Origin of the sequence: Brucella sp. BE17, assembly GCF_039545455.1 — a bacterium.
Lineage (GTDB): Bacteria > Pseudomonadota > Alphaproteobacteria > Rhizobiales > Rhizobiaceae > Brucella.
Window position 1 is genome coordinate 999,850 of sequence record NZ_CP154468.1, and the last position, 23,178, is coordinate 1,023,027.

Here is a 23,178-nt window from a genome sequence, read left to right on the forward strand (position 1 = left end):
GCTAGCCGCCCCCGTAACTCAGAATCAGCCCATGCATCAGCCGCGACCAGCCTTCAACGGCGACGAACAGAAAAATCTTCAACGGAATGGAGATCAGTGTTGGCGACACCATCATCATGCCCATGGCCATCAGCACATTGGCCACGATCAGATCGATCACCAGAAATGGTATATAAAGGAGAAAGCCGATTTCAAAAGCCCGCGTCAATTCAGAAGAGACGAAGGCCGGGATCAGAACGACGAGGTCTTTTTCGTTGAGACTAGCGCGCGCTTCAGGCGACCAGACGCTTTCGGTAGCCTCGATGAAAAAGGCGCGTTCACGTTCGTTGGCGAACCGCTCCAGATAATCGCGCAAAGGTACGCTGAGCGCCTCACCCGCCGAGCGTAGACCTTCGACGCTTTCAATATCAATGGGCCGGTTTTCGAGCGCCCGATACATATTGCCGACCAGCGGCGTCGTGACATAAACCGTCAAAATCAGCGCGATGCCGTAAAGCACGAGATTAGGCGGCGATTGCTGGATGCCGAGCGCATTGCGGATCAGGAACAGCACCACCGATATTTTCAGAAAACCCGTCATGGTGACGATGGCCAGAGGCAAAAGGCCGATGGTCGAAACGACAATGATAATGGCGATGAGATTGGGTTGAAATTCGTTCATGTTACCTGTTCGTACGCAGCGCTGGCGGCATTGGGAAGATGTGTGACGCGAATGCCGGTGCCTTCGCCGATTTTGACGATTTCGCCCCGACCGATCCGCTTGCCATCGCGGATGATATCGACGCGATCAGTATCGATGATTGCCAGCGGAAGCCGACTGCCCGGCACAAGCGCCTCAACCTCGGACAAAGAAATCGTGATGCGCCCGAATTCAAAGGCAAGGCAGATCGGGTTGGCTTGTTTTTTCCTGACTTTGCCATTCTTGGACGGCAACGGCTCACGCATCGGCAAAGGAGCGAGGGGACAGGCAAGAACGACACTGTTGTGATTGAACTCAACGGCCGCCGCCAGCTTGCCCTCGATCACGATTGCTGGCTGGCTGCCTTCAAGCATGACGATATCGCCCGGTCGCAGACCATCGAGTTCGTTCAGAAACAGCTCCTGACTGCCAGCCGTGACCACAACCGCGACGCAATGTCCCGACAGATCAGGTGGTTCAGGTGCCTGCAGACGATCAAGCGCATCGGCCAGCAATCCGCCAAGCTCTTTGGGCATGGCAAGACGGCAGAGATAGCCTTCATCGCCCGAAACAATGCGAATGCCTGTGACCAAGGACAACTTACCGGGCTTGCCCTCACCGACACGGACGGTTTCACCAAGCTGTGTTTCAATCTTCTGGCAAAGATCAAGGCAGGCAAGTTCCAGCAGAAGAGCGCGCTGCATCTCCTGTTCGTCGGCAAGCCTGCCGGAAAGATGCAACGACTGTTGCAGCCAAAAGCCCAATTCGTTCGGGATATGCAACTGGCAGATCGCATCCCCAATCTGGACGGGGAAGGAAAGCATGTCGCTTTTTGCAGGCGCTTCTTCGAAAGTGACAGAAACAGCCCGCTCGCCAAGTTTCAGCGTGATCGGCGCTCGCTTCTGCAACAATCTTTCCAAAAAATCGGAGGGCGGCGCTACCCTTTCCGGCGCAAGCAGGTTTGCAAGACGTGCCGCGCTGCCCATTGTTTCGCTCAGCATGGGGCCTCCGTGCGGGCCACGCTCAACTCCTCGATTTCCAGTTCGGAACGCGCTTCGCTGCTGATACGGTCGGCCAGATTGAGTTGGCTATGCATGTCAGCAAGCTTGTCACGCGCAAAAAGCCGCTGACGCCATTCACTATGCAGTTCATCCAGTGCTTTTTCGCTTTCGCATACAGATTTTTCAGCCTGTGCCCGAGCTTCCTGCAAAACCTCGCGCTGCTGATCGGACAGGAATAGCCTGTCACGAACACGCCCCAGTTCACGTTCTGAAACGGGGCTGATATTCATGGCGTTAAGAAATTTCTGTTCCCGTTCGTCCAGTTCAGTGTCATGGGTCGCTATGGCAGCATTGGCATGACAGAGCGCATGCTGCTTCTGTTTCAGGCGCGCAGTTTCCACGGCGATTGCCATCCGTGCGTGCTCCTCGCGCAACGCGCGCAAGGCCACAAGCCGGGCTATGTCATCGACCTGTTTCATTGAACAATGTCCCTCATGCGCCGCAGCATCGTGCGCAGATCGGATATTTCGTCAGAGGGTTGGCGCAGAAAAGCCTCGATTGCATCACGGCGTGAAACCGCCCTGTCGGCACGGGCGTCGCTGCCCGGCCTGTATTCGCCGACGCGTAGCAGAAGCTCGATATCGCGATAGGCTGCCATGTCTTCACGGATCGTACCCGCCATGTCGCGGTGATCGGATGAAACAACCGTATTCATCAGGCGACTGCGACTTTTAAGGACATCGATGGCCGGGAAATGATTGCGCTCCGCAAGATCGGCCGATAGAATGATATGTCCGTCGAGAATCGATTTCGCTTCTTCGGCGACCGGATCGAGTGCACCATCGCCTTCGGTCAAAACCGTATAAAGGGCGGTAATAGAGCCTCCTTTGCCCGGCCCGGCCCGCTCCAGAAGACGCGGTAGTGCTGCAAAAAACGACGGCGGAAAACCGCGCCGTGTCGGCGGTTCGCCCGCAGCAAGACCGATCTCGCGTTGCGCGCGCGCAAAGCGAGTGATTGAATCCATCAAAAGCAGCACATTATGACCCGCATCGCGGAAATATTCGGCGATTGCCGTTGCGACATGCGCGGCCTTGACGCGCTCGATTGCCGGACGGTCCGAGGTTGCCACCACGGTCACGGATTTCCGACGTGCCTCGGCACTCAACTGCATTTCGACAAACTCGCGCACCTCGCGTCCACGTTCGCCGATCAGCCCGATGATGATGACGTCAGCTTCCGTTCCCGCCACGATGGAGGCGAGCAGCGACGACTTGCCGACGCCCGGCTCGCCAAAAATGCCGACGCGCTGGCCGCGCGCCACCGTCATCAACCCGTCAATGGCCCGCACGCCAAGGCGCAATGGATATTCGATGATGTCGCGCTCAAGCGGATGTGGCGGCTCGCCATGGACCGGATAGGTCTGCAAGGTTTTAACCGGCGATCCCAAATCCAGCGCGCGGCCCAACGGATCGATCACGCGCCCAAGGAGGGTTTCACTGACGGGCACCTGCAGGGCCTGCCCCGTCGGTATGACTTCGGCGCGGGGCGACATGCCCTCGAGGTCACCAATGGGGGAGAGCACAGCGCGCTCATCCTGAAAGCCGATCACTTCGGCAGGCACGAGACGCCCGGTCACCGGATCGCGCAGATTGCATAATTCGCCAATGCGTGCCGTCGGCAGGCTGGCATGAACGATAACGCCACGGATTTCCCGCACACGTCCACGCACGGGCCGCGGTTCTGCTTGAGACGCCGCACGCGACAGGCGTGAGAACAGGCCGTCAATATCGGGATTTGCCGTGCTGCTCATGCGCCACCTCGGCTTGAACCCATCATCATGGCGCGAATGGCAGCAAGTTGCGTTTCGATCCCGACATCGATGCTCGCCGACGGCGTTGTCACCGTGCACTGGGTCGCGGAAAGATGCCGGTCAGCCACCACGCGGATGGCCATGTTTTTGAGATCAAAAGCCGCGCATTGTGTTTTAACGTCGTCAACAATTTCCGGCGCGACATTGATGGTGACGCCGTTTTCATCGCTGAAAGCATTGATCGCCTGACGCGCGGCGCAGGCTACCAGTTCACCATTGCTGAACGCGCCCAGAACCTGCTGCAAAATCTCCATTGCAAGCGTAATGAGACGCGGTTCCGCTTCATCAAGATAGTTTGCGATATCGGCCTGGGTGCGCATCAGCAGTGCAGCCGCCTCCGCTTCACCGGCCTTGCGGCCCTCGATACGCCCGACTTCACGCGCCTTCGCTATTTCCTCACGCGCTGTGGCGCGGATTGCTTCCGCCTCGGCCTTCGCTCGTTCAAGAAAAGCATAGCCGTCAATCCAGCTATCGGCATCTTCCGCGCGAATGATGCGGGCAAGCGGGCGGTTTGGCACGGCATCGACCAAATCCGTCATGACGTCTGCCCTCTATTTTCGCCAAGGCGGCGCATTATAGCCGGTCCACGCGCCAAAATATCCGCGTCACTTGTTGCAGGAATCGCTGCATCATCAGGCCATTTGAGGCTAAGCTGTTTTGAAAGCGGCTCCGGCAAGGTACGGATCCACGCGCCAAGGCAGGCTTCCCCCTCCTCGCGAATGGCATTTTCCAGAGCATCAAGATCAAGGATGGGTAATCGCTCACCGGCAAGATCGTGATAAAGCCGCGCGTCCTGCAAGGCTTCCTCGCCGAAACGCTCCGCAAAGGCCGCCAAGATCGGCCCGCGAATTTCCTGAACAAAGATGCGGGCGCGATAAACAATACCGGCGCGAAAGGCCAGTGCTTCAAGCTCGCTTAAATCCAGACCGGCAATCATCCGGTCTACAGTGTCATCCGCATCACCATCATCGCTGATTTGATAATGCTGGTGAAGGAGCGCTTCCAGCCGTCCGGCAAAGCGCGGCTCTTTCATAAGCTTTTTTGCCAGACTGCCCGATGCTTCCGCTCGAAAACAGGCGGCAATCCGTTCGGGATGAACGTTATCGAGTATGCTGCTCATTACAAGGTTTCCAGCTCGTAGGTTCGCCGACCGCGTTGACGCCAGATCAGCGTTCCAAGTGCGCCACCGAGAACGATCACCAGAAATGCTAGCCCGCCAACGATCCACTTGGCACGCGAAACACTGGTTTCGAGCATCCACAGGCCGAGGAAACTTGTCATTGGCTGGTCAGCCGCATCCGAACGCAGCGCAGGTGCTGCCACCGGCACCACCGAAACCTTGTCATAGGAAAGGCCCGCAATCCCATTGGCGACCAGCGTCTTGATCTGCGGGATCAACGGATCGATCGCAAGCCCCGCCTCGTGACGGATAAAGACGGAGGCAGAAGACGGTGCCGCCTCACGGCGCAGCGGATCATTATCCGGCAAAACGATATGAACGCGCGCCGAAAGCACGCCATCGATTTCCGAAACGGTCTTCGACAGTTCTTCCGAAAGAGCATAGAGCATCTGCGCACGCTCCTGTACCGGCGACGCCACCAGTCCATCGCGCTGAAACACCTCGCCCATGGAGGCGAATTTCTGCTTAGGAAGCCCGGCGTCCTCCAGAACCCGGACCGCTTCGGCGAAACGGTCGCGATCAACCGTCACCTTCATGCGCCCATCTTCCTGAAGCGTGCGCCCGGCGGGAACGCCGTTTCTCTCCAGCGTGGCGACCATGGAATTGGCTTCCCGCTCGGCGAGATCGGTATAAAGATCGACGTCGCAACCGGCCAGAAAAAGCGCAACCAGCATCACGCCGATATTGAGACATCTCCGCAATACGGGCATCCTCATTCTCAAAACAAGCAATCAATAGTGATCTGTGGTGATCTGCGCGACCCTATTGGCCGCGCAGCAAGGTATTGGCGGCACCGGAAACCTGCGTGGTGCCACGCACCACAAGCTGGGTTTCTATTGACTGGTCAAACATCATCCCCAGCGACTGGATGACCTTGTCCATCTGCGTCTGATCGACCGGCGTTGCCGAATTGCGTGTTTGCGACAGGTCTGTGGGCCCTGCACCGTTGGGGCCGACACTGACCAACTCGCCACCGGTCGCCTGTGGCGTTCTCTGCGTCAGACTGCTTGCGCGTTCGGAAAAGCTTCCGACACGTCCAAAGAAGCCCTTGAGATTTTGCAGGACTTCTTCACCCAGCTGGGCCGGACTTGCACCCTCGGGCAGAGCCTTCGCCTGCCCCGCCACATGCTCGAACAGATTTTGCGTTGCCTGCGGCACCACATCCTGAACGGGCGATACAGGCGCAACGCTTGCAGCCACAATTGCTGTCGTCATGAGCCTTGCTCCAAAAACAATCCAGCCTGACGACGATTATTCGTCGGACATCGCTTCATTGAGAATATCATTGGCGCGCGGCATGATGATCATCTGACCGCCGACGGTCACTGCACCCTCGACCATCATCTGTTCCAGTTCAGGCGTCATTTCGCCCTGCTGCGCCTTGTCAAGCGCACCGTCAAAGGCGGCTTCGCTCGAATTGGTGACAAAAGCGGAAGAATCCGCACCGGAAACGGGAGGTATGGCCATTGGTATCTCCTTTGGTTTTACCGGCAGACAAAGCCTGCCACGCTCAAGGTTTTGATTGCGTCGCCCGGTTTGAGCGAGCAACCTCTTCTGCATCGGTTCCCGGCACAGCCGAATGGGGACCGGGCGTGAAAACAACTTCCGGCGCGATGCCGCCGCGAAAAACACGAACCCGCGGGTCATCACCGGCGACGACCGGTTCGGGCTGCATGCGCTGCACCAACTGATCGACGGCCGCCACATAAGCAGGCGGACCTGACGCTGTGATGACACGGCCATCGCGGGAGCTGCGAACAGAGAAACGCGTGTCCGCCAGACCGAGTTCGCGCAGTTGCGCGATCATGATCGCACCGTTGAGCTTGCCGGCATCGAATAGGCGTGTTGCGAATTCCGTATCGGCGCTGACATGCAGAACCGACCCGTCAAAATACCACGTCAAACCATTACCTCTTGCCAGGCGCTCAAGAAACTCGCCTGCAAACTTCGATTCGACCCGACCGCGAACGCGCCCCTTCACAGCATCTGAAAGCACAACGGGCACGCCCAGATTACGCCCGAACTCCGTCAATGTGTCGCGCAAATCTTGATCGAGCACGACGTAGTCGTACGGATCGGCAAACCAGCCCGGTTCGGCAGTTGCCGTCTGCACAAGGCAGAACAAAGCCGTAGCAAGAGCAATTGCCGCTGCAACCCTTCGATGAACGAACCTTGCCGCCCCAACCGAAAAACAAAAACGCGCCATTACACCCGATCCGACAATTCTTGCAGCCGTAAAACAATTGGCAGATGAGAAGTTAAGTTCGAGTATTTCATATGCTGCTTATAACTTATCGCCCAACACGCTTGAAGAACAGCAATATGAAATTTTCATGACAGTGTATAAATGAATCCTGTTACCCTCTCATGACGAACAGTGACACAAAAGTTTCACAATTTGCCCGTTGATTTATTTTATCGCTCAATAAATTGTTCTCCTTCGTTGGCGATAATTCTAATCTTATCCTCCGACGAGCGTGCGAAGTTTTGAGATTGCAATTCTTGATTGAACTGGAGACCATCAATGGCAGCTGTTACACCAACCTCCGGCGGCGGCGCTGACGCCGCGATCAGCAAGATGGAGGCCGCATTCGATGCAGCAATCGAAAAGTCGGCCAAGATCACTGAAATCACGACCGAGAAGAAGACCGAACTCGACGCGACCAAGCAACGCCCGCAGAACTGATTCCTTCGGTTCGGGCGGACAGGCCCGGCCATATTTGGACTCTTTCACGGATACGGCAGCGGATTTTCGGTCGCCGTATTCGCTGTGAACCGGATCCGATGAGAGGTGACACTTGTCTCTGGCAAAGTTGACTATATCCGCCGCCAAGCCTCGCTTGCCCGCGATTGCGGTATTGAACGCTGCCGCCCCGGGCGCGCTAGCGCTTGAGGTTCTTTCCGGCATTCACAGTGGCATACGTGCTCCGATCGAGGGTACGGCATGCGCTATCGGATCAGCGACAGGCTGCGACGTGGTTCTGGTTGACGAGGGTATCGCGCCCGAACATCTGCGGTTGCGCTTTTATGGTCGGCTGGTTGCAATCGACGCTGTCGGCGGAGTTGTTACGATCGAAGGTCGCTCAGTTCTCGGACATGGATATGGGTGCAAGGTCAATCTGCCGGTAACGCTTGGTGTCGGCGAAACCCGCTTGCGCATCGGGCGCGGGAGCGGACAAACCCGCGCGCTGCCACGTTGGGCAATCTATACGGGCGGCGCGCTGGCACTCGTCGCTGTAGCCCTCCTCGCTTTTCAGACAGGGTTTTCCCAACTAATGCCGCGACAAGCCATGGCGCATGGCGAACCGGCTCCGGCTCTTTTGACCCCAGCTTCGACCAAGCCGGAGACGGCTGAACCCGCCACCGCAGCCTTCTCCGATGAAAGGGTAACAAACGCGCTTCTGCAGGAGCTGGAAAAGGCAGATCTTGCCACGCTCAAGCTCGATGCAGATGGCCGCAGGATTGTGGTTTCCGGTGAGATTCCGGCCCAGCGCATGGCTGATTGGGGAAAAATCCAGCGCAGTTTCGACCGAATGCATGGTGGGCGGTATATCCTGACCAGCCTAGTCAACGCCGCAGCCGTCGCCAATGCACCAAGCTTTACGTTTCAGGCCGTCTGGTTCGGCAAAAATCCCTATGTGATCGATGCCCGCGGCGAGCGTCGCTATCCGGGCGCTGCATTTCAAGACGGCTGGATGCTCAAGTCAATTGAACCCGGTGCCGTTTCGGTCGTCCGCGGCAATGAAGAATTCAAGCTGACATTATGATGTGTGATCTGCGTTCAGGATGGCTCGCGTGAGCGACGTAATACGGCCAGTGCCTGTTGAGCGGCCCGGAGAGCGTCAACGCCTCGACCGTGCGCTCACCGAAGCCGGACGGCGCGCGGATGCGGTCAGCCGCGCACAGATCGCAGCTTTCGAGGCGGCGCTACGGATACGTCGGCGTGGCAGCACGGCACAAGGCGCATCGCTGCGGCGCGAAATCGACGCACTGACCATGCCGGAGATTTCCGATCCCGGCATATTCAATGCGCCGCGCACGATGGCGCTGCTCGATCACGTCATCGAAGAAATCCTGCCTTCACTCGACACCAGTGAAGACGTCACCTCCATCGCTATGGCTATGTTGAAAGAAGAGATCGAGCGCCGACGCGATCTGGAAGAGCGGTTAATAGCCGAGGGAGATCCGGTATGAAACGCGACAATGCCGATTCTGCCGAGCTGATGCATTCGCTTGGCTATCTCTATATGCGAAGCCACCAGCAGAGCCGGGCACTGGTTTTTCTGCTCATCGCCAACCGCATTGCACCCGAAGATGCTGGCATACTGCGAACACTAATTGCCGCTCTCATCGAAAACGGTGCAGGGGAGCGGGCGCTTGGTGCGCTTGATCGGCTAAGTGAACTCGAAGACGCACCATCGGTGCATCTCCTGCGCGCCCGTGCCTACTGGATTCTCGACGAAAAAAACGAAGCCCGCCGCTGTTTTCGCACCTATGTCGCATTGCGGAGGGCGGCTTGATGAACGGCATTCTCGGCAGGCTGAACGCGCTCGCCCGCGCCGCCTCCTACCGCTCCGACATCGTGGTCGCAAGCTTCATGATGCTGGCGGTCGTGATGATCGTGATCCCGCTTCCAACCCTTCTCGTCGATGCGCTGATTGCCATCAATATCGCGCTCAGCCTGCTCGTGCTTATCGTTGCCTTCTATATCGGAAGGCCAGGCGATTTTTCCGCGCTGCCGCCGATCATTCTACTGGCAACACTGTTCAGGCTGGCACTGTCGATCACCACGACAAGGCTCATCCTGCTTCATGCCGACGCTGGCAACATCGTGGCGACTTTCGGCCGCTTCGTGATCGGCGGCGAGGTGGTGGTCGGCCTTGTAGTCTTTCTGATCATCACGGCCGCACAATTCATCGTCATTACCAAGGGTGCGGAACGCGTTGCGGAAGTGGCGGCCCGCTTTACTCTCGACGCCATGCCCGGCAAGCAGATGGCGATCGACAACGATCTGCGCAATGGCGATATCGACCAGACGGAAGCGCGTGCACGCCGTTCGCGGCTGGAACGCGAAAGCCAGCTTTATGGCGCGATGGACGGCGCCATGAAATTCGTGAAGGGTGACGCCATCACCGGGCTGATCATCGTTTTCGTCAATCTCGTCGGCGGGCTTCTGATCGGCATGATGAGCAGGGGCATGAGCTTTTCCGACGCAGCGCACACCTATTCTCTTCTGACGGTAGGCGACGGCCTGATCGCACAGATACCAGCGCTTCTGATCTCCATCGGTGCCGGTACGGTCGTCACCCGCGTCGCCTCTGAAACTGAAAGTGATCTTGGAACAGAGATCTTTCGCCAACTCGGATCAAGCGACCGCGCGCTTGCGCTTGCGGCGGCTATCCTTCTCGCCGCAGCTTTCGTCCCCGGCTTTCCGACGCTAATCTTCCTTGCAGTCGGTGGTCTTTTTGCGGGCATTGCCTTCATGATCCATCGCAGAAACCGCAAACCGGAAGCCCAGACGGACTCTACTGCGCTTCAGGCAGTCGACACGCAGGAGGCGGAGGCCGACGATAGCATAGTGATTTCCAGCGGACCGACGCGTTATCGCGTGGTCGCTCATGTTGGTATCAACCTTGCGCAAGCCATCTGGCCGGAACGGTTCCGGTTGGAAACAGACAGGCTGCGCGATGTGTTAAAAGACGATCTCGGCCTTGAAATACCGGCGGTCGAAATGCGCGTTGCGCCCGAACTCGCTCCTGAGCGATTCCGCGTTGATCTTGAAGGGGTACCCATCGTTGAGTACGAGCTGCCGCCTGCAAGCCTGATGCTCGATGACGATCCGATGCATCTCGATCTGCTTCAGATTGCCTATCAGGACGGCCCACCGTTGCCCGGTGGGCGGCGAAGCTTGTGGGTAAGCGAGGAATACGCCAATACGCTTGAGGAAGCGGGAATTGGTGTTCTCGATCCTGCGGCAGTACTCTCCCGGGCACTTTCCCAACTGCTGCGGCGCTATGCAGCGCATTTCATCGGCATTCAGGAAACGCGCGAATTGCTGACCCGAATGGAAGGCGAATATGGCGAGCTCGTCAAGGAAGCCACGCGCGCGGTGCCGCTCAACAAGCTTTCGGATATTCTGCGCCGTCTGGTCGAGGAAAACGTGCCGGTGGCCAATATGCGCGCCGTTCTGGAAGCGCTGGTCGAATGGGGTGGCCGTGAGGCCGACACGCTTCTTCTGACCGAGCGGGTGCGCGGCGCGCTTGCCCGCCAGATCTGCCATCGCCATGCCCAGTTCAACCGCGTGGTACCCGCCTATGTCATGGCGCGCAGTACCGAGGAAATGGTGCGCGATGCCATCCAGACCACGGGCGTCGGCAAGATGCTGGCCTTGCCCGAAGATGCCTCACGCGCCATCCTGTCCCAATTACGGCGTGACCGGGATGACAACACGCAATGGCCTGACGCCGTCGTTCTGACATCCATGGATATCCGCCGTGTGGTGCGTAATTTTCTGCTGCGCAACGAGATCGACATTCCGGTGCTTTCCTATCAGGAGATCGCCCCGGAATATTCCGTGCAATCGTTGATGTCGATCTCGCTTCATCCACAACCGCGCCAGCGGGCAATCAAATCTCCGCCGAAAATGGAAGAACTGTCTGGCAGTAGCGCTGCCCGTCTCAACTGAAAAACGCAACGAGATTCAAGCCATGCACGGCAACTGAATCCGCAAGACTTAAACAGGGTGACTGCGTGAGGGAATATCGAAGAATGGCGAGGCGGAACAGTATCATGTCGAGAGCAGGAATCCTGCTGTTGTTTCTCGCAATCTGGTGCGGGACATCGCCTGGACACGCACGGTCGTTCAAGATCGATGCACAATCGGGTGAATCCCTGACATTACCACTCGGTCAGGGACGGATCATCCGCTTCGACCGGCCAGTGGAATCGGTTTTCATGGCCGACGCCAGGATTGCCGATGTGCGTGTTGTCTCCCCCGGTGTTGTCTATGTCTATGCACTGAAAGCGGGCCGGACCAATCTCATTGCCTTAAGCCCGGAAGGTGGAGCCAAGGCGAGCGTCGATTTCTGGGTCGTATCCGATCCGCGGCCGATCAAGGAAGCGCAGCGCGCCGCCCAGCCCGACAGCACCATCGATGTGACACTTTTCGGTGATGTTCCGTCCGCCAAAGGCCATGCCCGTACCATGCAGGAAGCAGCCGACACCGAAGCCGCGCTACAGGCCTATGCGCCACCAGCGCGGCCAGCCATCAACAATACCACGATCAATGGCGCAAATCAGGTCAATATCCGTGTGCGCTTTGCCGAGGTCTCGCGCAATCAGCTTTTGCGATACGGCGTCACCTGGGACGCTTTCGTCAACGCAGGCTCCTTTTCCTTTGGCTTCGTTTCCGGCGGAGCCATGGCCGCAAACGCTGCTTCCGGCGCGTCGAATGCGGTTAGCGCCGGTGCAGCATGGAACGGCAACCGTGTTGATGTGCTTCTCGAAGCTTTGCAGGCAAACGGTATTCTGACGGTTCTGGCCGAGCCTAACATTACGGCGGTAACCGGAGAAACCGCGAGCTTCCTTGCAGGCGGTGAAATTCCGGTGCCGGTTCCAGTCACCAATGAGCAAGTTGGCATCGAATACAAGCAATACGGCGTGTCGCTTCTCTTCACACCAACGCTTCTGCCCAATGGCCGGATATCAATGCGCGTGCGTCCCGAGGTCAGCAGCCTTTCGGCCAGTGGCATGGTGAACATCGCCAATCTTCAGGTTCCAGCCCTTCAGGTCCGCCGTGCCGATACCATCGTGGAAGTGGGAACCGGCCAGACCTTCGCCATAGCAGGGCTTTTCCAACGCAGTGTCTCCAAGGACATAGAGAAAGTGCCGGTTGTGGGCGACATGCCGGTCCTCGGCAACCTCTTCAAGTCGAAGCGCTTCCAGCGCAATGAAACCGAGCTTGTGATCCTGATCACACCCTATCTTGTCGAGCCGGTGCGCGAACGCAGCCTCAAGACACCGCTCGACAGCCCGGCAGGTGCCCTCTCTGGTCCCGTTGCCAGTACGCGTACAAAAATCAACAAGGGGTTCGGTTTTTATGTCGATTAAGTTCCAGCCAATCGTCCGGCACTTTGTTCTGGCTGTTACATTTTGCGCGCTTACAGCCTGTCAGAGCCAGCCAGAACGCGATCCCCTGCCCTATTCGCCCAATTATCACATGACGACTGCCGGGAGCGGCAATATGGTGCGCAAGGGATATGACAAGCAGCCCAATACGCATGGTCGCCTTGTTCCCGATGCCTGCGTCAAACCCGACGTCGTCGAGGACCCGTTATATTTGCCGCCCGGCTGCGCCAACAATCTCAATCTTCAGATGATGGTGGAACGTCAGAGCGATCTTGTTGATGGACGCACGACAGGTCCGGCCATGGCGGCACCGGTGGTGCGCGCGGCACGCCGTGTCATCGACGGCGAACCGCCAAAGGGCGACGCTGCAACGAGGGAAAGCCTCAATACGACCGGATCGATGGATTAAGGATCAGGCGTTTGATACTTCAGGAACCAACGCCACTGAAGTGTTCGGGATCATCTTGCCCCGGAGGCAAGCAGACCGATGGAGCGTGCGCGCGCCGATGGCGACCTGATCGCACGCACCTTGCGCGCCTCTGCAAGGAATGCCCGCTTTTCCGCCGCAGGATAATCCGGCATCGCCACATCAGCCGCCTCCCTGTCCCGCCCCCCAAGCACCAGAACCAGCATCAGATTGCGGAAATGACGCGCCTCGGCACGCGGAGACTGAGTGACGGCGCGCATCGTTGTGACGGCGGCGTCAGTCTTGCCCGACAATACCTGCGCCAACGCAAGATTGGATTGCGTGTCGAGGCTGGCGGGATCTTGGTGTCTCGCCTGGCTAAAGGCCGCTTCCGCGCCACTTCCATCGCCGATCAGGATGAGCGCGGTGCCAAGGCGATTATAGGCGGTCGAGGATTTGACGATGGGGGCCGCGACGGCGAGCGTTCGCGCAGCACTTTCGACCTCGTTCGACTGCAATTGTGCTGTTCCCAAACCCAAAAGCGCGCGGCCATTATTGGGATCTTTTGCCAGAGCCGTGCGGAACGATTTGGCTGCCTGCTCCGGTTGCCCGGATGCAAGCTGCGCGTCACCCAGACGAATATGCGCACCGATCGTATCGCTGGAAACACTCGCCGCCCGCTCATAGAGCGAAGCCGCCGTGGCCTTGTCGCCGCGCCGGTCGATATCCTGCGCAAGGGCTATGAGACGCGCTTCATCGCCTTTCGGCCCACTGGTCAGTGCGTTGTCAGAAGCCGTTGTGCAAGCCGCCAGAGCCATACACGTTACAATCATGGCACTGGTGGAACGGTGTCGCATAATACCTCACTAAGAACGCGCTTATTCGTAGCCTCCGAATCGGAAGCCGACGACTCAAGGCCGTCATCATTCTGTAATCTGTTTTTGTCTCAGTTTTTTAACCGTGATATTTCGGGGGAACAAACGTGAGTGAAACCAGCGAAGAGAAAAGTCTTCCCGCTTCTGACAAAAAAATCCGCGACGCGCGCGACAAGGGACAGGTTGCCAAAAGTCAGGATCTGGTTGCCGGGACGGCGATGATCGCCTCGACCGGCTACCTCGCTGTGGTCCTTCCTGACCAGAAAAGCAAGGTCGAGGCTTTGATAAACGTCATCGCGCAGCGCGTGCATGTCGACCCCTTTAGGGAAGTGTGGCCCGATGTACTGACCCTTGCAGGGAGCATCATGACCAGCCTTGCCGTGCCGTTGCTTGCAGTAACGGTGGCGGCAATAGTCCTTACCAATCTCGTGGTCATGCGCGGTTTTCTCTTTTCCACCGAACCGATCACGCCCAATTTTGAACATATCAACCCGATTTCCGGTGCGAAACGCCTTTTTTCCATGCGCAGCGTGGTCGAGTTCCTGAAATCGCTCGTCAAGATCATTGCACTGGCAACCGCCTTCTTCATCGTCTTTCGTGGCGGCATTCAATCATTGCTGCAATCGTCGGCCTGCGGCGCATCCTGCATCACCAATACGTTTTCAGCGATGCTGCAACCGCTGATCGTCACCGCCGTCATCGCCTTCTTTCTGGTGGGGCTCATCGATGTTCTCGTTCAGCAATGGCTTTTCAAGCGCGATATGAAAATGACCAAGAGCGAACAGAAGCGGGAAAGAAAAGATTCCGATGGAGATCCTGCCATTCTCCAGCAGCGCCAGAAACAGCGTCGTGAAATGCAGACATTCGCCACCAAGACGGGGCTACTCAATGCATCGCTTCTTGTGGCCGCGCCTGATGGCTGGACCGTTGGCATCCGTTATGTGCGCGGCGAAACGCCAGTTCCGATGATTGTCTGCCGTGGCAGCCCCGAGCAATCGCGTACCATGATCACCGAGGCTCTTCTGACCGATATTCCGGTGATCCGCGACAAAAACCTTGCCGCTACAATCGCCCGCACGGCGCGCACCGGGGAACCGGTTCCCGAAGCGAGCTTCCAGCGTGTTGCCGATCTTCTTGTGGCAGCAAGGCTTATCTGAACCTCATGAACGAGAGCACCCATGTACAGAGATTTTCTCCGACCGCTCGTTTTGCTCCTATCGTTGTTCTGCGCATTGCCCGCTTACGCGCAATCTTCGGGTGCCGTACCGGCATTCGACAATTCCTATGTGGATTTCCTGTTCTCGCCCACGCATCCCGGCGCCGGGTTTCCCACGCGACCAAATCATGCCGAAAAGGCAGATATCAGCACCCGCCAGCGCATCAACTACCCGAGCGATGAAGCACCCGGAACAATCCTGATCGATACGACTGCACGTCGCCTTTACTTCATCGAACCGAACGGCACAGCACAGAGCTATGCGGTGGGTGTAGGCCGTGAAGGGTTCGGCTGGTACGGCACCGAACGGATCAGCGCCAAGCGCGAATGGCCGGACTGGCGACCGCCCGCATCGATGCGCGCCCGGCGTCCGGACCTACCCGCCCATATGACGGGTGGCCCTGATAATCCGCTTGGTGCCAGAGCAATTTATCTCGGCAAAACGCTTTACCGCATCCACGGCTCCAATGAGCCGGAAACAATCGGGACCGCAGCCTCGTCCGGATGTTTTCGCATGACCAACAGTGACGTCATCGACCTTTACCAGCGTGCCAGAATTGGTAGCCAAGTGCGGGTTTTCTGACCATAACTGGTAGATTTCATGAAACTGTCATCGGGAAGCCAAGCTAATTTTCTAAAGTCTAATTTGTCCCATTCGCAGTTGACGATTTTTCCTGAACCGACAGTGGAGAGCGTAGCATGGCCTATCGGATTGACGGAAACGCCCGCAACCGTTTTGACGAAGCGGGTGAAAATGCAACCCCGATACCGGCTGCGCAGGCGGAATCCTTTCGTCGCGACATTGAGATCGTAAGCCGCGAAAGGGAAGGCGGCGACAATAAGGGAAAGCCTGGTAACGGCGAGCGCGTTTTCATCGTCGAGGCGGGCGATACGCTTGAAGGCATCGCACTGGAAAATCAGGCCGATATCGGCGAGACAATGGCAATCAACGCCAATGAATCCAATCATAACGGCGATCTCATTCATCCCGGCGATGTCGTTATTCTGCCCGCGCCCGCCCCCGAGCAGGTAGCCGCATCAAAGCCCGACGCTAGAGGCGAACCTGAGGCAGAAGATGCCTTCGTGCAATCGCTTTATGAGCGCGGAAACCAGATCGAATATGCCAAGCCTGAAGACGGCATTGATCATACGGCGGAAACGCAAGCGATACAGGAAGATGTGGCAGCCTACCTCGACGCCCTGCCCCCTGAGGCACGGCAGGATGCAGCCATTCGTCTTTCGGAAAAGGATTGGACCGATGCGGGACCCGCGGGTATCGCCATTGACGATGCGCTCGAGGATGCGGGCTTGCACGACGATGCCGTCGATGCGTTTGCCGATGATCTTTACGCACGTGGTAACGATCTTGAATACGCCGATCCTTTGGCAGATGTGGATCATAGCCGCGAAACCACCGCCCTTTCCAAAGATATCGAAGGCTTTTTGAATACTCTACCGGAAGGCAGACGCGCAGATGCGTTGCAAAATCTCTATGATCGCAACTGGACCGATGCCGGTCCGGCGCAGATCGCCATCGAGGAAGCGTCCCGGTCGTCCGGCATCGCACTTTTGCTGACCGGACATAATGGTCCTGAAATCGAAAGCGAAGTGCGCGCCGTTGTCGATAATGCCTCGGCTACACCCGGTGGAGCCGAAGCACAGTTGACAGCCTTTATCGACGGTTATGGCAAGGCCAGCCCGGAGGTGCAGCAGGCGCTTCTGCGTCAAGGTTATGTCGATGAATTCATGACGTCGATGGCCGATTATGCCACCGAACCGATGCATGATTTCGATCCGGCCACGAGTGAGCAGCAAAAGCCGTATCAGACCTTCCTGCGCCTTGAGACGATGACGCAGAATGCACCACCGGAAGTGGCCGCAGACCTCGTATCAACTGCAATGCCCGAAATTGAACGCGTCAATATCCTTTATCAGCAGCAATCGGGTTACCCCATGCTGGGCTTTGGCGGCGTGGAATCCATGCTCAAGGTTGCCGAACGCATCGAAGGCACATCGCAAGGCGACCAGGTCATAGAGCGATGGGCGGAAATGGGCTTTTATGCCCAGAACCAAATACCGAAATCGATTGGAAATGGCGGTAGCCTGCAATACCCGCTTGAACTTTCTCAAACGCAAGGCTCTAGCACACATCTGCTCGAACAGGACATTCTGCCCGGCGTTCGCCAGAACCAAAGCGCGACCAACAGTGCAGTAGAAGACTATTCCGTACATATGGAAGAGCTGCGCTGGCTGATCGATAATCACGGCGACACCATGACGCCTGAGCAGCTTGAGCAGGCCATCGCCGATTATAAGACGGAAAAGGGTGACGAGTGGAACGCTGAAAACGAGCGTCTTGAGAAGGCGGTCAACGAAAAGGGTGAAAGCCTTCTCGACCAGATCACGCAGCTTGGCGATTTCCCCGACGAACCGGCAGAGCAAAAGGAGCTCATCAACAAGGAAATCGAAAGCATTCTCAATGATGACCGCTCCTATCTGGCGATCCAGTCGGCATTACGCACCAATCCCCAACTGCTCGACAGACCTCAAGTTCTGAATTTCCTCGGTGAGGAAGGCCGCTTGACGGATCGCGGTCGCAAGCTGGCGGAGGAAGTGTTTACGCAGGTCGTGCAGCGCGATGTGCTGCCGAATTTTGAAGATATCAAGGGCGCGGACGCCGACAAAATGCGTGAAATCCGCGATAGTCTGGCGCAGTTCCGCGACAGCAAATATGCGGCTTTGCTCGGTGTCACCGAGAAGGATATGAACAAGGCCATCGATGCCGTTGAGGCTGCAATACCAGCGCCGGGTGAATCCGATGCTGCCATCAAGACCAAGATGGACAAGCTTAACAAAGAGCTCGGCAAACTCGACAGTGGTAAACAGAGCGGTGTCCGCACTTTCTCGACCTCCACCGTTCCCGGTCAGGTGCTGCGCATGATCGGTGCGACAGGTGCTGCCATGAGCCTTTATAATTCAGCGCGAGCGGCGGGCACCGAACCCAATCTCGAAAATATCCTTAAGGTAAGTTACGATACTGCCGGTCTCTGGCAGCGCTCGGTTGAAATCCGCAGCGGTTTCGGCATGATGGACCCGGACTCTTTTGTCGTTAAAAATTTTGACGGCAGCGTCCGCCCTGGCACCAAAATTCTGGGTGTCATCGGCGCCGTATTCGACGGCGTCAATTCCTATCAGGCTTTTACTGACGGCAACCCTGAACTGGGCATTACCCATGGATTAACGGCAGCAGGTGGCGTAACTGCTGCACTCGGAACAGGCACTATACTAGGCCCGATCGGCATCGGCGTGGTTATCGTTGGCACGATCGCATCCATGGTGGTGACAAATGTTCAGGAGAGCAACAAATACGACAATGAATTATCCCAGCATTTTCTGGAGCACTCCGGCTTGAGCGAGGAGGCCGCCGATGCACTCGTCGACCAAAGCGGCGAGGGCTATAGTCCCGTGCCGATCCTTCTGGAATACGCCGCGTCCAAAGGTTACGATATGGATAATGCTGGCCATAGGGCGGTCTTTGTCGACTGGATAAACGGCATGTCACAGGAACAGCTCGCGACGTTGCGCGACAATCTCCATCACACAATCGATGCGTTCAAAGGCGACCCGTCCCAGTTACAACAGACGGCACCCGACGATGCTGATTACACAGATGATGCCGAATATAACAAGCTGGAGATCAAAGGCAGCTATAATTCAACCATCGGAGAGCGTTACAGCGTTCAGGCTGGCAACGCATCCCCCAGCTCCGTCGTTCAAATCGAGGTTGTTTTGAGAACGCTGAAGATAACGGACCTGCCAGCTGTTCCGGTTTCTTAAAGGACCGGCCCCGCAACTCGACCATAACGAAATAGACCCAGTAGCTGGCTTACAGGATCATCGATCTGGAGCATCTGACGATTGATAAGTACGGTCGGGCATTATCTATGCCCGACCGCTATTTGCATTAGAATTTTATACTGAGATTTGCGCGGCCTGTGTTCTGACTGAATCCCGAACCATACTGGCCTGAATATTCAAGCCCCAGCGTCGCGTCATGACCGAGATTTATGTCGAAGCCCGCCTTGACCACGGCGCTGTCTTCCGCAACCGGAACACCAGCCACTGAGAACGCCGTTCCATTCTCGAAGGATGCGGCCACAGTCGGCGTGGTGTCGCCAAACGAATGTTGCCAGCCAAGCGCACCGTTAAGCTTCACCTCAGTGCTACCAAGCATAACGGGCGCGGAAGCGCGAAAGCCAAGCGTCGTAAAGGTCGTGGTCGTGGTTTGCTTGTCCACCCCCAATGCCGCACTACCGCCCTTCTCGCTGAAACCATCGGTCTGAAGGCGCACGACGGCAAGATTGGCGAAAGGTTCGATGGCAGCGCCGCTCATATCGAAACGATGCGAGAGCTCGCCGAAGGCCTGGAAGCTGTCGCCGTCATAATTGCCGTCAAGACTTTCGGAAAAGCCCGGATATGCTGCCAGACGATCCGTTTCGATGCGGTGCCAGCTATAGGCAAGACCCGCCTTGAGCATAGTTGCATCCCATTGCGCGCCACCATAGACGCCCAGATGATAATTGTCGCTATGGCCGGAAGAATTGCGGTCATCGACATTGAAACTGGTGCGGTTATAGCCTGCAACCGCGCCAAGTCGCCAGTTTTCGACCACTTCCGCATCATAACCAGCAATGAAACCGCCTGTCGATTGCTTTAGCTTGCCGGCATTGCCGTTAGAACCGGTCTCACTCCACGAACCAACCGCCTGACCCCAGATCCCAGCCCGCGGTGCGGAGAGCCCGCCTGCATTCGCATCGGTTGCGACCGTAGATGGAGCAACGCCCTGCCCCGCATTGCCAAACGCAGCACCGATCCGGTCCAGAACAGCGTTGCGAACAGTCGCACTTTCGTTGATGAGAGCGGTTCTGGCAGAAGCATGGATTTCGCCCGAAAGCGCATCAAAGGCGCGGCGCACATTGTCCTCACCTTCCTGCATGACGACGGTGTCGTAAATGGCATTGCCGGCACCGAGCCCGTCGACGGCAGCGGCAACAGATTTCTGGTTGCGCGTCCCGGCGACCGAAACGAAATCAACACCGTTTCTTGCAATGTCGAGATAGACTGCATTGGCGTCATAGGCGAGGCCCATATCGACAAAGGGCATGTTTTGGCTCATGTCGCCGAAAGTGCCTGAAATGCCGCCTTCAGCGCTCAGTAGCGTGTAGCGCCTGCCCGGCATATAAGTGCCGACTGCCTTTTCCACATAGACTTTTGCACCGCCAAGCGTCGCTTTCCCGCCAACATCGATGCGGTCGCTAGCACCGGAACCTTCGATTTCAGCGACATAGGTGGCATCCTTGTCTAAGGACAGATCACCGGCAATGCGTAAACTGCCTATGGAATTGCCGGGCGCAATCACGCTGCCTGCACCGGCATGAAGCCCGCCGATGGAACCAGCCCCTCCGATAAAAGCCCCGTTTTCGACGCTGACCGCACCAATAAGACGCGCATTAGCATGGTCTGCGTCACCGACGACAAGGCCACCCGCCTTGACCGTGGTGGTGCCAGAATAGCTGGCAGCACCATTGAGAACCAGTGTACCGGCGCCCGATTTGATGAGATTTCCCGTGCCATCGACAGTACCGTCAAAGCTTGTATTAGCGGCTTGATCGATAGTCAGGTTGGCAGCACCAAGATCAAGCGTTCCACCCTCACCGGCCAAGGATGCCATGGTGAGATCGTAACCATTGAGCTCGAGCCTGCCGCCATTGACCGCAAAGGCGGAGTTGTTGACGAATGCGCCTGCCGTTCCTGCCCGAAGCACACCCGCCTCGACCAGCGTTCCGCCTGTATAGCTGCTGGCCTGGCCAAGAACGAGCGTGCCCGCGCCGCGCTTCAACAATGCGCCGCCGCCGGTTGCCTCCTGAAGCAGCATCACGCTGTTGCCCGCATCGGCAATGTCGATCCAGCCAAGACCTTCAAGCGACACCTTACGGTCGAGGCTCGTCATGTCGCTGCCAGCAATGCGCAATCCGCCGCCAATCAGGCGCAGCCGGGCATCGGCATTGCCGAGCGCTGCATCCTCGGTAACGATAATGGTACCGCCATCGGCGACTGCCGTTTCGCCAATGAAAGAATGATCATCGATGCAATAATCCTGAATGGCCTGCTGAAAACGCGCATCGGTGCTTTGGCAATTCAGAAGCGTCTTTTTCTCGTCGAGCGAGAGGTTGTTGAGAATGGGATTGCCTTCATCGTCCGAAATCTGGCCGAGATAGAGATCGTTGCGATTATTGTTGCGGGTGAGAACGAACTCCTTGTTCTTCGCCTCGAAACCATAAGCACCCGCGCCCCAGACAAGACGTGTTTTCTCTGCAGTCCCTTCCGTATAGGTCTCAAGCTGCGGCCCCACCCAGCGCATATCGTGGGCGACGGGTTCATGGTCGGAAATTGCGGTCTTCCTACCTTTTTTGTCGGTGACGTAAATATCCTTGATTACACCCGTATAAGGGTTCTTGGGATCATCGACGATCGTGTACCATTTGCCGAACGGGCGCGAGACGAGAAAATGGTCGATCTTGACGCGATCCCAGCTTGCCCATGTATTGGTGGCATCCTCACCAGCCGAAGGCCATGTGGTGCTGCCATCGTTGAGATCGTGCGGCTTGAAGCCCTCACGGATCGCATCCGTTTGTAGCAGCATATATTGCTTCTTAAGCACATTCATGGTGACGGGGAGATTGCTGGCGACCGCATAGGTTTCATCCTTCAGACCGACATCCTTTCCAGCCTTGTAGGCGGTGGAAAGTGCATCACCCCATTGCTTCCATGAGAGCTGGTCGATGTCTTGTCCGGCAAAGGCTTCCTGAATCACAGCGCGGGTTTTGGCCTCATCGCCTGCCCGGATATATTCCCACCCAAGGCGGCGGTAGAAGCCGTTACCGCCGATATTCTGAATGAGCCTGATCTGCGCATCGATATGGTGCAATCCACGTTCCGCCACATCGCCCGCGTTGAAATCGCCCATGAGAATTACCGGCTGACCGACAGCGCCCTTGGCCCATTTGTTGAGCGCCTTCGCTTCATCGATGCGACCGGACGACGTATCCGCATAATCAAGGTGTATGGTTGCAATCGTTGTCTGTGGGCGGAAACCGGCTGCGGTTACCTGTGTATAAGCAACATTCTTTCCCTGCGTACCACCACCAAGATTAACCATGCTATAGGAGCCCGGCAAGCGGGATATAACCCCCACATCACCGATCTCGATATTGCCATATGTGCCGCGCCCGCGCGTCGCCAGCAGGCCCGGCAGGCCACTTACATAGGTGCTGCCATTGGTTTCCTGCATGCCCAAAACGTCGAAATTGGCTGCAGCCATGAAATCAGCAGTCACTTCGGGATTCTGCTTGAACTTGTTCCAGATGTTGAGTGTCATGACGCGGATGTCATAACTGTCATCCGCTGCCTGTGCCGGAAAGACGGCACTGCCTACAAGGGCTACGCCACACAGAAGTCGTGTGGTCATCGTCAGAATTCTAGAGTTACGCCTGATTATCCCCGGTCCCATTCCTCGATCCTTTTCTAAGGAAATCTCAATTGGTTGAAAGCGTCCAGCATCATGTAGAAAGGAAAGCTCGCTTGACGCCGGAATGACAGAGTTCAATGTCACTTTTATAACATTTTGTGTTAATTACCGCAGAACTATCCGGCTTATGTCACTGTAAGGCGTATTAATGTTATTAATTTTACATTCTAACTATTAAGAGCACCCTTGAGGAATGATGTCCGCAAAAACGCATTTCTCTTGCCTTTTTCAGTCCG

General features: G+C 57.0%; 22 protein-coding genes. 10 read left to right on the plus strand and 12 right to left on the minus strand.

Annotated elements, in window-relative coordinates; all coding sequences use genetic code 11:
- Position 1: 1 nt before the first annotated feature.
- The 10 genes from sctR to AAIB41_RS15950 are packed head-to-tail and all read right to left on the minus strand — an operon-like array spanning position 2 to position 6,936.
- Entirely contained in the window at positions 2-661 is a 660-nt protein-coding gene (sctR, locus tag AAIB41_RS15905) for a type III secretion system export apparatus subunit SctR (RefSeq protein ID WP_343314997.1), read from the minus strand.
- Entirely contained in the window at positions 658-1,680 is a 1,023-nt protein-coding gene (locus AAIB41_RS15910; protein ID WP_343314998.1) for a FliM/FliN family flagellar motor switch protein, read from the minus strand. The genes sctR and AAIB41_RS15910 overlap by 4 nt, the downstream gene beginning before the upstream one ends.
- Complete coding sequence (locus AAIB41_RS15915; protein ID WP_343314999.1) at positions 1,674-2,159, minus strand: hypothetical protein; 486 nt, start codon at positions 2,157-2,159, stop codon at positions 1,674-1,676. Before AAIB41_RS15915 ends, AAIB41_RS15910 begins: the two co-directional genes overlap by 7 nt.
- Positions 2,156-3,490 carry a FliI/YscN family ATPase gene (locus AAIB41_RS15920; RefSeq protein ID WP_343315000.1) on the minus strand — a complete coding sequence of 445 codons (1,335 nt, stop codon included), beginning with the start codon at positions 3,488-3,490 and terminating at the stop codon, positions 2,156-2,158. Before AAIB41_RS15920 ends, AAIB41_RS15915 begins: the two co-directional genes overlap by 4 nt.
- Positions 3,487-4,089 (minus strand): type III secretion system stator protein SctL, encoded by a 603-nt coding sequence (gene sctL / locus AAIB41_RS15925; protein WP_343315001.1) that lies wholly within the window; start codon positions 4,087-4,089, stop codon positions 3,487-3,489. Before sctL ends, AAIB41_RS15920 begins: the two co-directional genes overlap by 4 nt.
- Positions 4,086-4,670 (minus strand): hypothetical protein, encoded by a 585-nt coding sequence (locus tag AAIB41_RS15930; RefSeq protein ID WP_343315002.1) that lies wholly within the window; start codon positions 4,668-4,670, stop codon positions 4,086-4,088. The genes sctL and AAIB41_RS15930 overlap by 4 nt, the downstream gene beginning before the upstream one ends.
- Entirely contained in the window at positions 4,670-5,440 is a 771-nt protein-coding gene (sctJ, locus tag AAIB41_RS15935) for a type III secretion inner membrane ring lipoprotein SctJ (protein ID WP_343315003.1), read from the minus strand. Before sctJ ends, AAIB41_RS15930 begins: the two co-directional genes overlap by 1 nt.
- A gap of 52 nt (positions 5,441-5,492) precedes the next feature.
- Positions 5,493-5,945, minus strand: a complete 453-nt coding sequence (locus AAIB41_RS15940) for a hypothetical protein (RefSeq protein ID WP_343315004.1) — start codon at positions 5,943-5,945, stop codon at positions 5,493-5,495.
- Between the two features lie 36 nt (positions 5,946-5,981).
- Entirely contained in the window at positions 5,982-6,197 is a 216-nt protein-coding gene (locus AAIB41_RS15945) for a hypothetical protein (protein WP_343315005.1), read from the minus strand.
- 43 nt (positions 6,198-6,240) lie between these two features.
- Positions 6,241-6,936: a type III secretion protein gene (locus tag AAIB41_RS15950; protein WP_343315006.1), complete on the minus strand. Its 696-nt coding sequence runs from the start codon at positions 6,934-6,936 to the stop codon at positions 6,241-6,243.
- 318 nt (positions 6,937-7,254) lie between these two features.
- Between AAIB41_RS15950 and AAIB41_RS15955 the strand changes: the two genes are divergently transcribed.
- From AAIB41_RS15955 to AAIB41_RS15985, 7 genes are all read left to right on the plus strand, one after another.
- Complete coding sequence (locus AAIB41_RS15955; RefSeq protein WP_162995411.1) at positions 7,255-7,416, plus strand: hypothetical protein; 162 nt, start codon at positions 7,255-7,257, stop codon at positions 7,414-7,416.
- Positions 7,417-7,588: 172 nt separating this feature from the next.
- A complete protein-coding gene (locus tag AAIB41_RS15960; RefSeq protein WP_343315007.1) occupies positions 7,589-8,497 on the plus strand; it encodes an EscD/YscD/HrpQ family type III secretion system periplasmic domain-containing protein in 909 nt (302 codons plus the stop codon).
- Between the two features lie 28 nt (positions 8,498-8,525).
- A complete protein-coding gene (locus tag AAIB41_RS15965) occupies positions 8,526-8,924 on the plus strand; it encodes a hypothetical protein (RefSeq protein ID WP_343315008.1) in 399 nt (132 codons plus the stop codon).
- Positions 8,921-9,250, plus strand: a complete 330-nt coding sequence (locus AAIB41_RS15970) for a type III secretion protein (RefSeq protein WP_343315009.1) — start codon at positions 8,921-8,923, stop codon at positions 9,248-9,250. The genes AAIB41_RS15965 and AAIB41_RS15970 overlap by 4 nt, the downstream gene beginning before the upstream one ends.
- A complete protein-coding gene (gene sctV / locus AAIB41_RS15975; protein ID WP_343315010.1) occupies positions 9,250-11,415 on the plus strand; it encodes a type III secretion system export apparatus subunit SctV in 2,166 nt (721 codons plus the stop codon). The genes AAIB41_RS15970 and sctV overlap by 1 nt, the downstream gene beginning before the upstream one ends.
- A gap of 104 nt (positions 11,416-11,519) precedes the next feature.
- Complete coding sequence (locus tag AAIB41_RS15980) at positions 11,520-12,839, plus strand: type II and III secretion system protein family protein (RefSeq protein ID WP_343315011.1); 1,320 nt, start codon at positions 11,520-11,522, stop codon at positions 12,837-12,839.
- Complete coding sequence (locus AAIB41_RS15985; RefSeq protein ID WP_343315012.1) at positions 12,829-13,266, plus strand: hypothetical protein; 438 nt, start codon at positions 12,829-12,831, stop codon at positions 13,264-13,266. Before AAIB41_RS15980 ends, AAIB41_RS15985 begins: the two co-directional genes overlap by 11 nt.
- A gap of 50 nt (positions 13,267-13,316) precedes the next feature.
- Here AAIB41_RS15985 and AAIB41_RS15990 read toward each other — a convergent pair whose 3' ends face one another.
- Positions 13,317-14,120 carry a tetratricopeptide repeat protein gene (locus AAIB41_RS15990; RefSeq protein ID WP_343315013.1) on the minus strand — a complete coding sequence of 268 codons (804 nt, stop codon included), beginning with the start codon at positions 14,118-14,120 and terminating at the stop codon, positions 13,317-13,319.
- Positions 14,121-14,245: 125 nt separating this feature from the next.
- On the opposite strand from AAIB41_RS15990, the gene AAIB41_RS15995 reads away from it, so the two are divergent.
- The 3 genes from AAIB41_RS15995 to AAIB41_RS16005 all read left to right on the plus strand — a co-directional run bounded on the left by AAIB41_RS15995 (position 14,246) and on the right by AAIB41_RS16005 (position 19,191).
- Positions 14,246-15,295, plus strand: a complete 1,050-nt coding sequence (locus AAIB41_RS15995; protein ID WP_343315014.1) for an EscU/YscU/HrcU family type III secretion system export apparatus switch protein — start codon at positions 14,246-14,248, stop codon at positions 15,293-15,295.
- Between the two features lie 21 nt (positions 15,296-15,316).
- Complete coding sequence (locus AAIB41_RS16000) at positions 15,317-15,937, plus strand: L,D-transpeptidase (RefSeq protein WP_343315015.1); 621 nt, start codon at positions 15,317-15,319, stop codon at positions 15,935-15,937.
- A 116-nt stretch (positions 15,938-16,053) separates the two neighbouring features.
- Positions 16,054-19,191: a LysM peptidoglycan-binding domain-containing protein gene (locus tag AAIB41_RS16005; RefSeq protein ID WP_343315016.1), complete on the plus strand. Its 3,138-nt coding sequence runs from the start codon at positions 16,054-16,056 to the stop codon at positions 19,189-19,191.
- 127 nt (positions 19,192-19,318) lie between these two features.
- On the opposite strand, the gene AAIB41_RS16010 is transcribed toward AAIB41_RS16005, so the two are convergent.
- A complete protein-coding gene (locus AAIB41_RS16010) occupies positions 19,319-22,882 on the minus strand; it encodes an autotransporter domain-containing protein (RefSeq protein ID WP_343315017.1) in 3,564 nt (1,187 codons plus the stop codon).
- Between the last annotated feature and the right edge of the window lie 296 nt (positions 22,883-23,178).

Excerpts from the sequence above, each read along its gene's own strand:
- sctR (WP_343314997.1), bottom strand. The coding sequence starts at position 661 with ATGAACGAATTTCAACCCAATCTCATCGCCATTATCATTGTCGTTTCG.
- AAIB41_RS15910 (WP_343314998.1), bottom strand. The coding sequence starts at position 1,680 with ATGCTGAGCGAAACAATGGGCAGCGCGGCACGTCTTGCAAACCTGCTT.
- AAIB41_RS15915 (WP_343314999.1), bottom strand. The coding sequence starts at position 2,159 with ATGAAACAGGTCGATGACATAGCCCGGCTTGTGGCCTTGCGCGCGTTG.
- AAIB41_RS15920 (WP_343315000.1), bottom strand. The coding sequence starts at position 3,490 with ATGAGCAGCACGGCAAATCCCGATATTGACGGCCTGTTCTCACGCCTG.
- sctL (WP_343315001.1), bottom strand. The coding sequence starts at position 4,089 with ATGACGGATTTGGTCGATGCCGTGCCAAACCGCCCGCTTGCCCGCATC.
- AAIB41_RS15930 (WP_343315002.1), bottom strand. The coding sequence starts at position 4,670 with ATGAGCAGCATACTCGATAACGTTCATCCCGAACGGATTGCCGCCTGT.
- sctJ (WP_343315003.1), bottom strand. The coding sequence starts at position 5,440 with ATGCCCGTATTGCGGAGATGTCTCAATATCGGCGTGATGCTGGTTGCG.
- AAIB41_RS15940 (WP_343315004.1), bottom strand. The coding sequence starts at position 5,945 with ATGACGACAGCAATTGTGGCTGCAAGCGTTGCGCCTGTATCGCCCGTT.
- AAIB41_RS15945 (WP_343315005.1), bottom strand. The coding sequence starts at position 6,197 with ATGGCCATACCTCCCGTTTCCGGTGCGGATTCTTCCGCTTTTGTCACC.
- AAIB41_RS15950 (WP_343315006.1), bottom strand. The coding sequence starts at position 6,936 with ATGGCGCGTTTTTGTTTTTCGGTTGGGGCGGCAAGGTTCGTTCATCGA.
- AAIB41_RS15955 (WP_162995411.1), top strand. The coding sequence starts at position 7,255 with ATGGCAGCTGTTACACCAACCTCCGGCGGCGGCGCTGACGCCGCGATC.
- AAIB41_RS15970 (WP_343315009.1), top strand. The coding sequence starts at position 8,921 with ATGAAACGCGACAATGCCGATTCTGCCGAGCTGATGCATTCGCTTGGC.
- sctV (WP_343315010.1), top strand. The coding sequence starts at position 9,250 with ATGAACGGCATTCTCGGCAGGCTGAACGCGCTCGCCCGCGCCGCCTCC.
- AAIB41_RS15980 (WP_343315011.1), top strand. The coding sequence starts at position 11,520 with ATGTCGAGAGCAGGAATCCTGCTGTTGTTTCTCGCAATCTGGTGCGGG.
- AAIB41_RS15985 (WP_343315012.1), top strand. The coding sequence starts at position 12,829 with ATGTCGATTAAGTTCCAGCCAATCGTCCGGCACTTTGTTCTGGCTGTT.
- AAIB41_RS15990 (WP_343315013.1), bottom strand. The coding sequence starts at position 14,120 with ATGCGACACCGTTCCACCAGTGCCATGATTGTAACGTGTATGGCTCTG.
- AAIB41_RS16000 (WP_343315015.1), top strand. The coding sequence starts at position 15,317 with ATGTACAGAGATTTTCTCCGACCGCTCGTTTTGCTCCTATCGTTGTTC.
- AAIB41_RS16005 (WP_343315016.1), top strand. The coding sequence starts at position 16,054 with ATGGCCTATCGGATTGACGGAAACGCCCGCAACCGTTTTGACGAAGCG.
- AAIB41_RS16010 (WP_343315017.1), bottom strand. The coding sequence starts at position 22,882 with ATGACCACACGACTTCTGTGTGGCGTAGCCCTTGTAGGCAGTGCCGTC.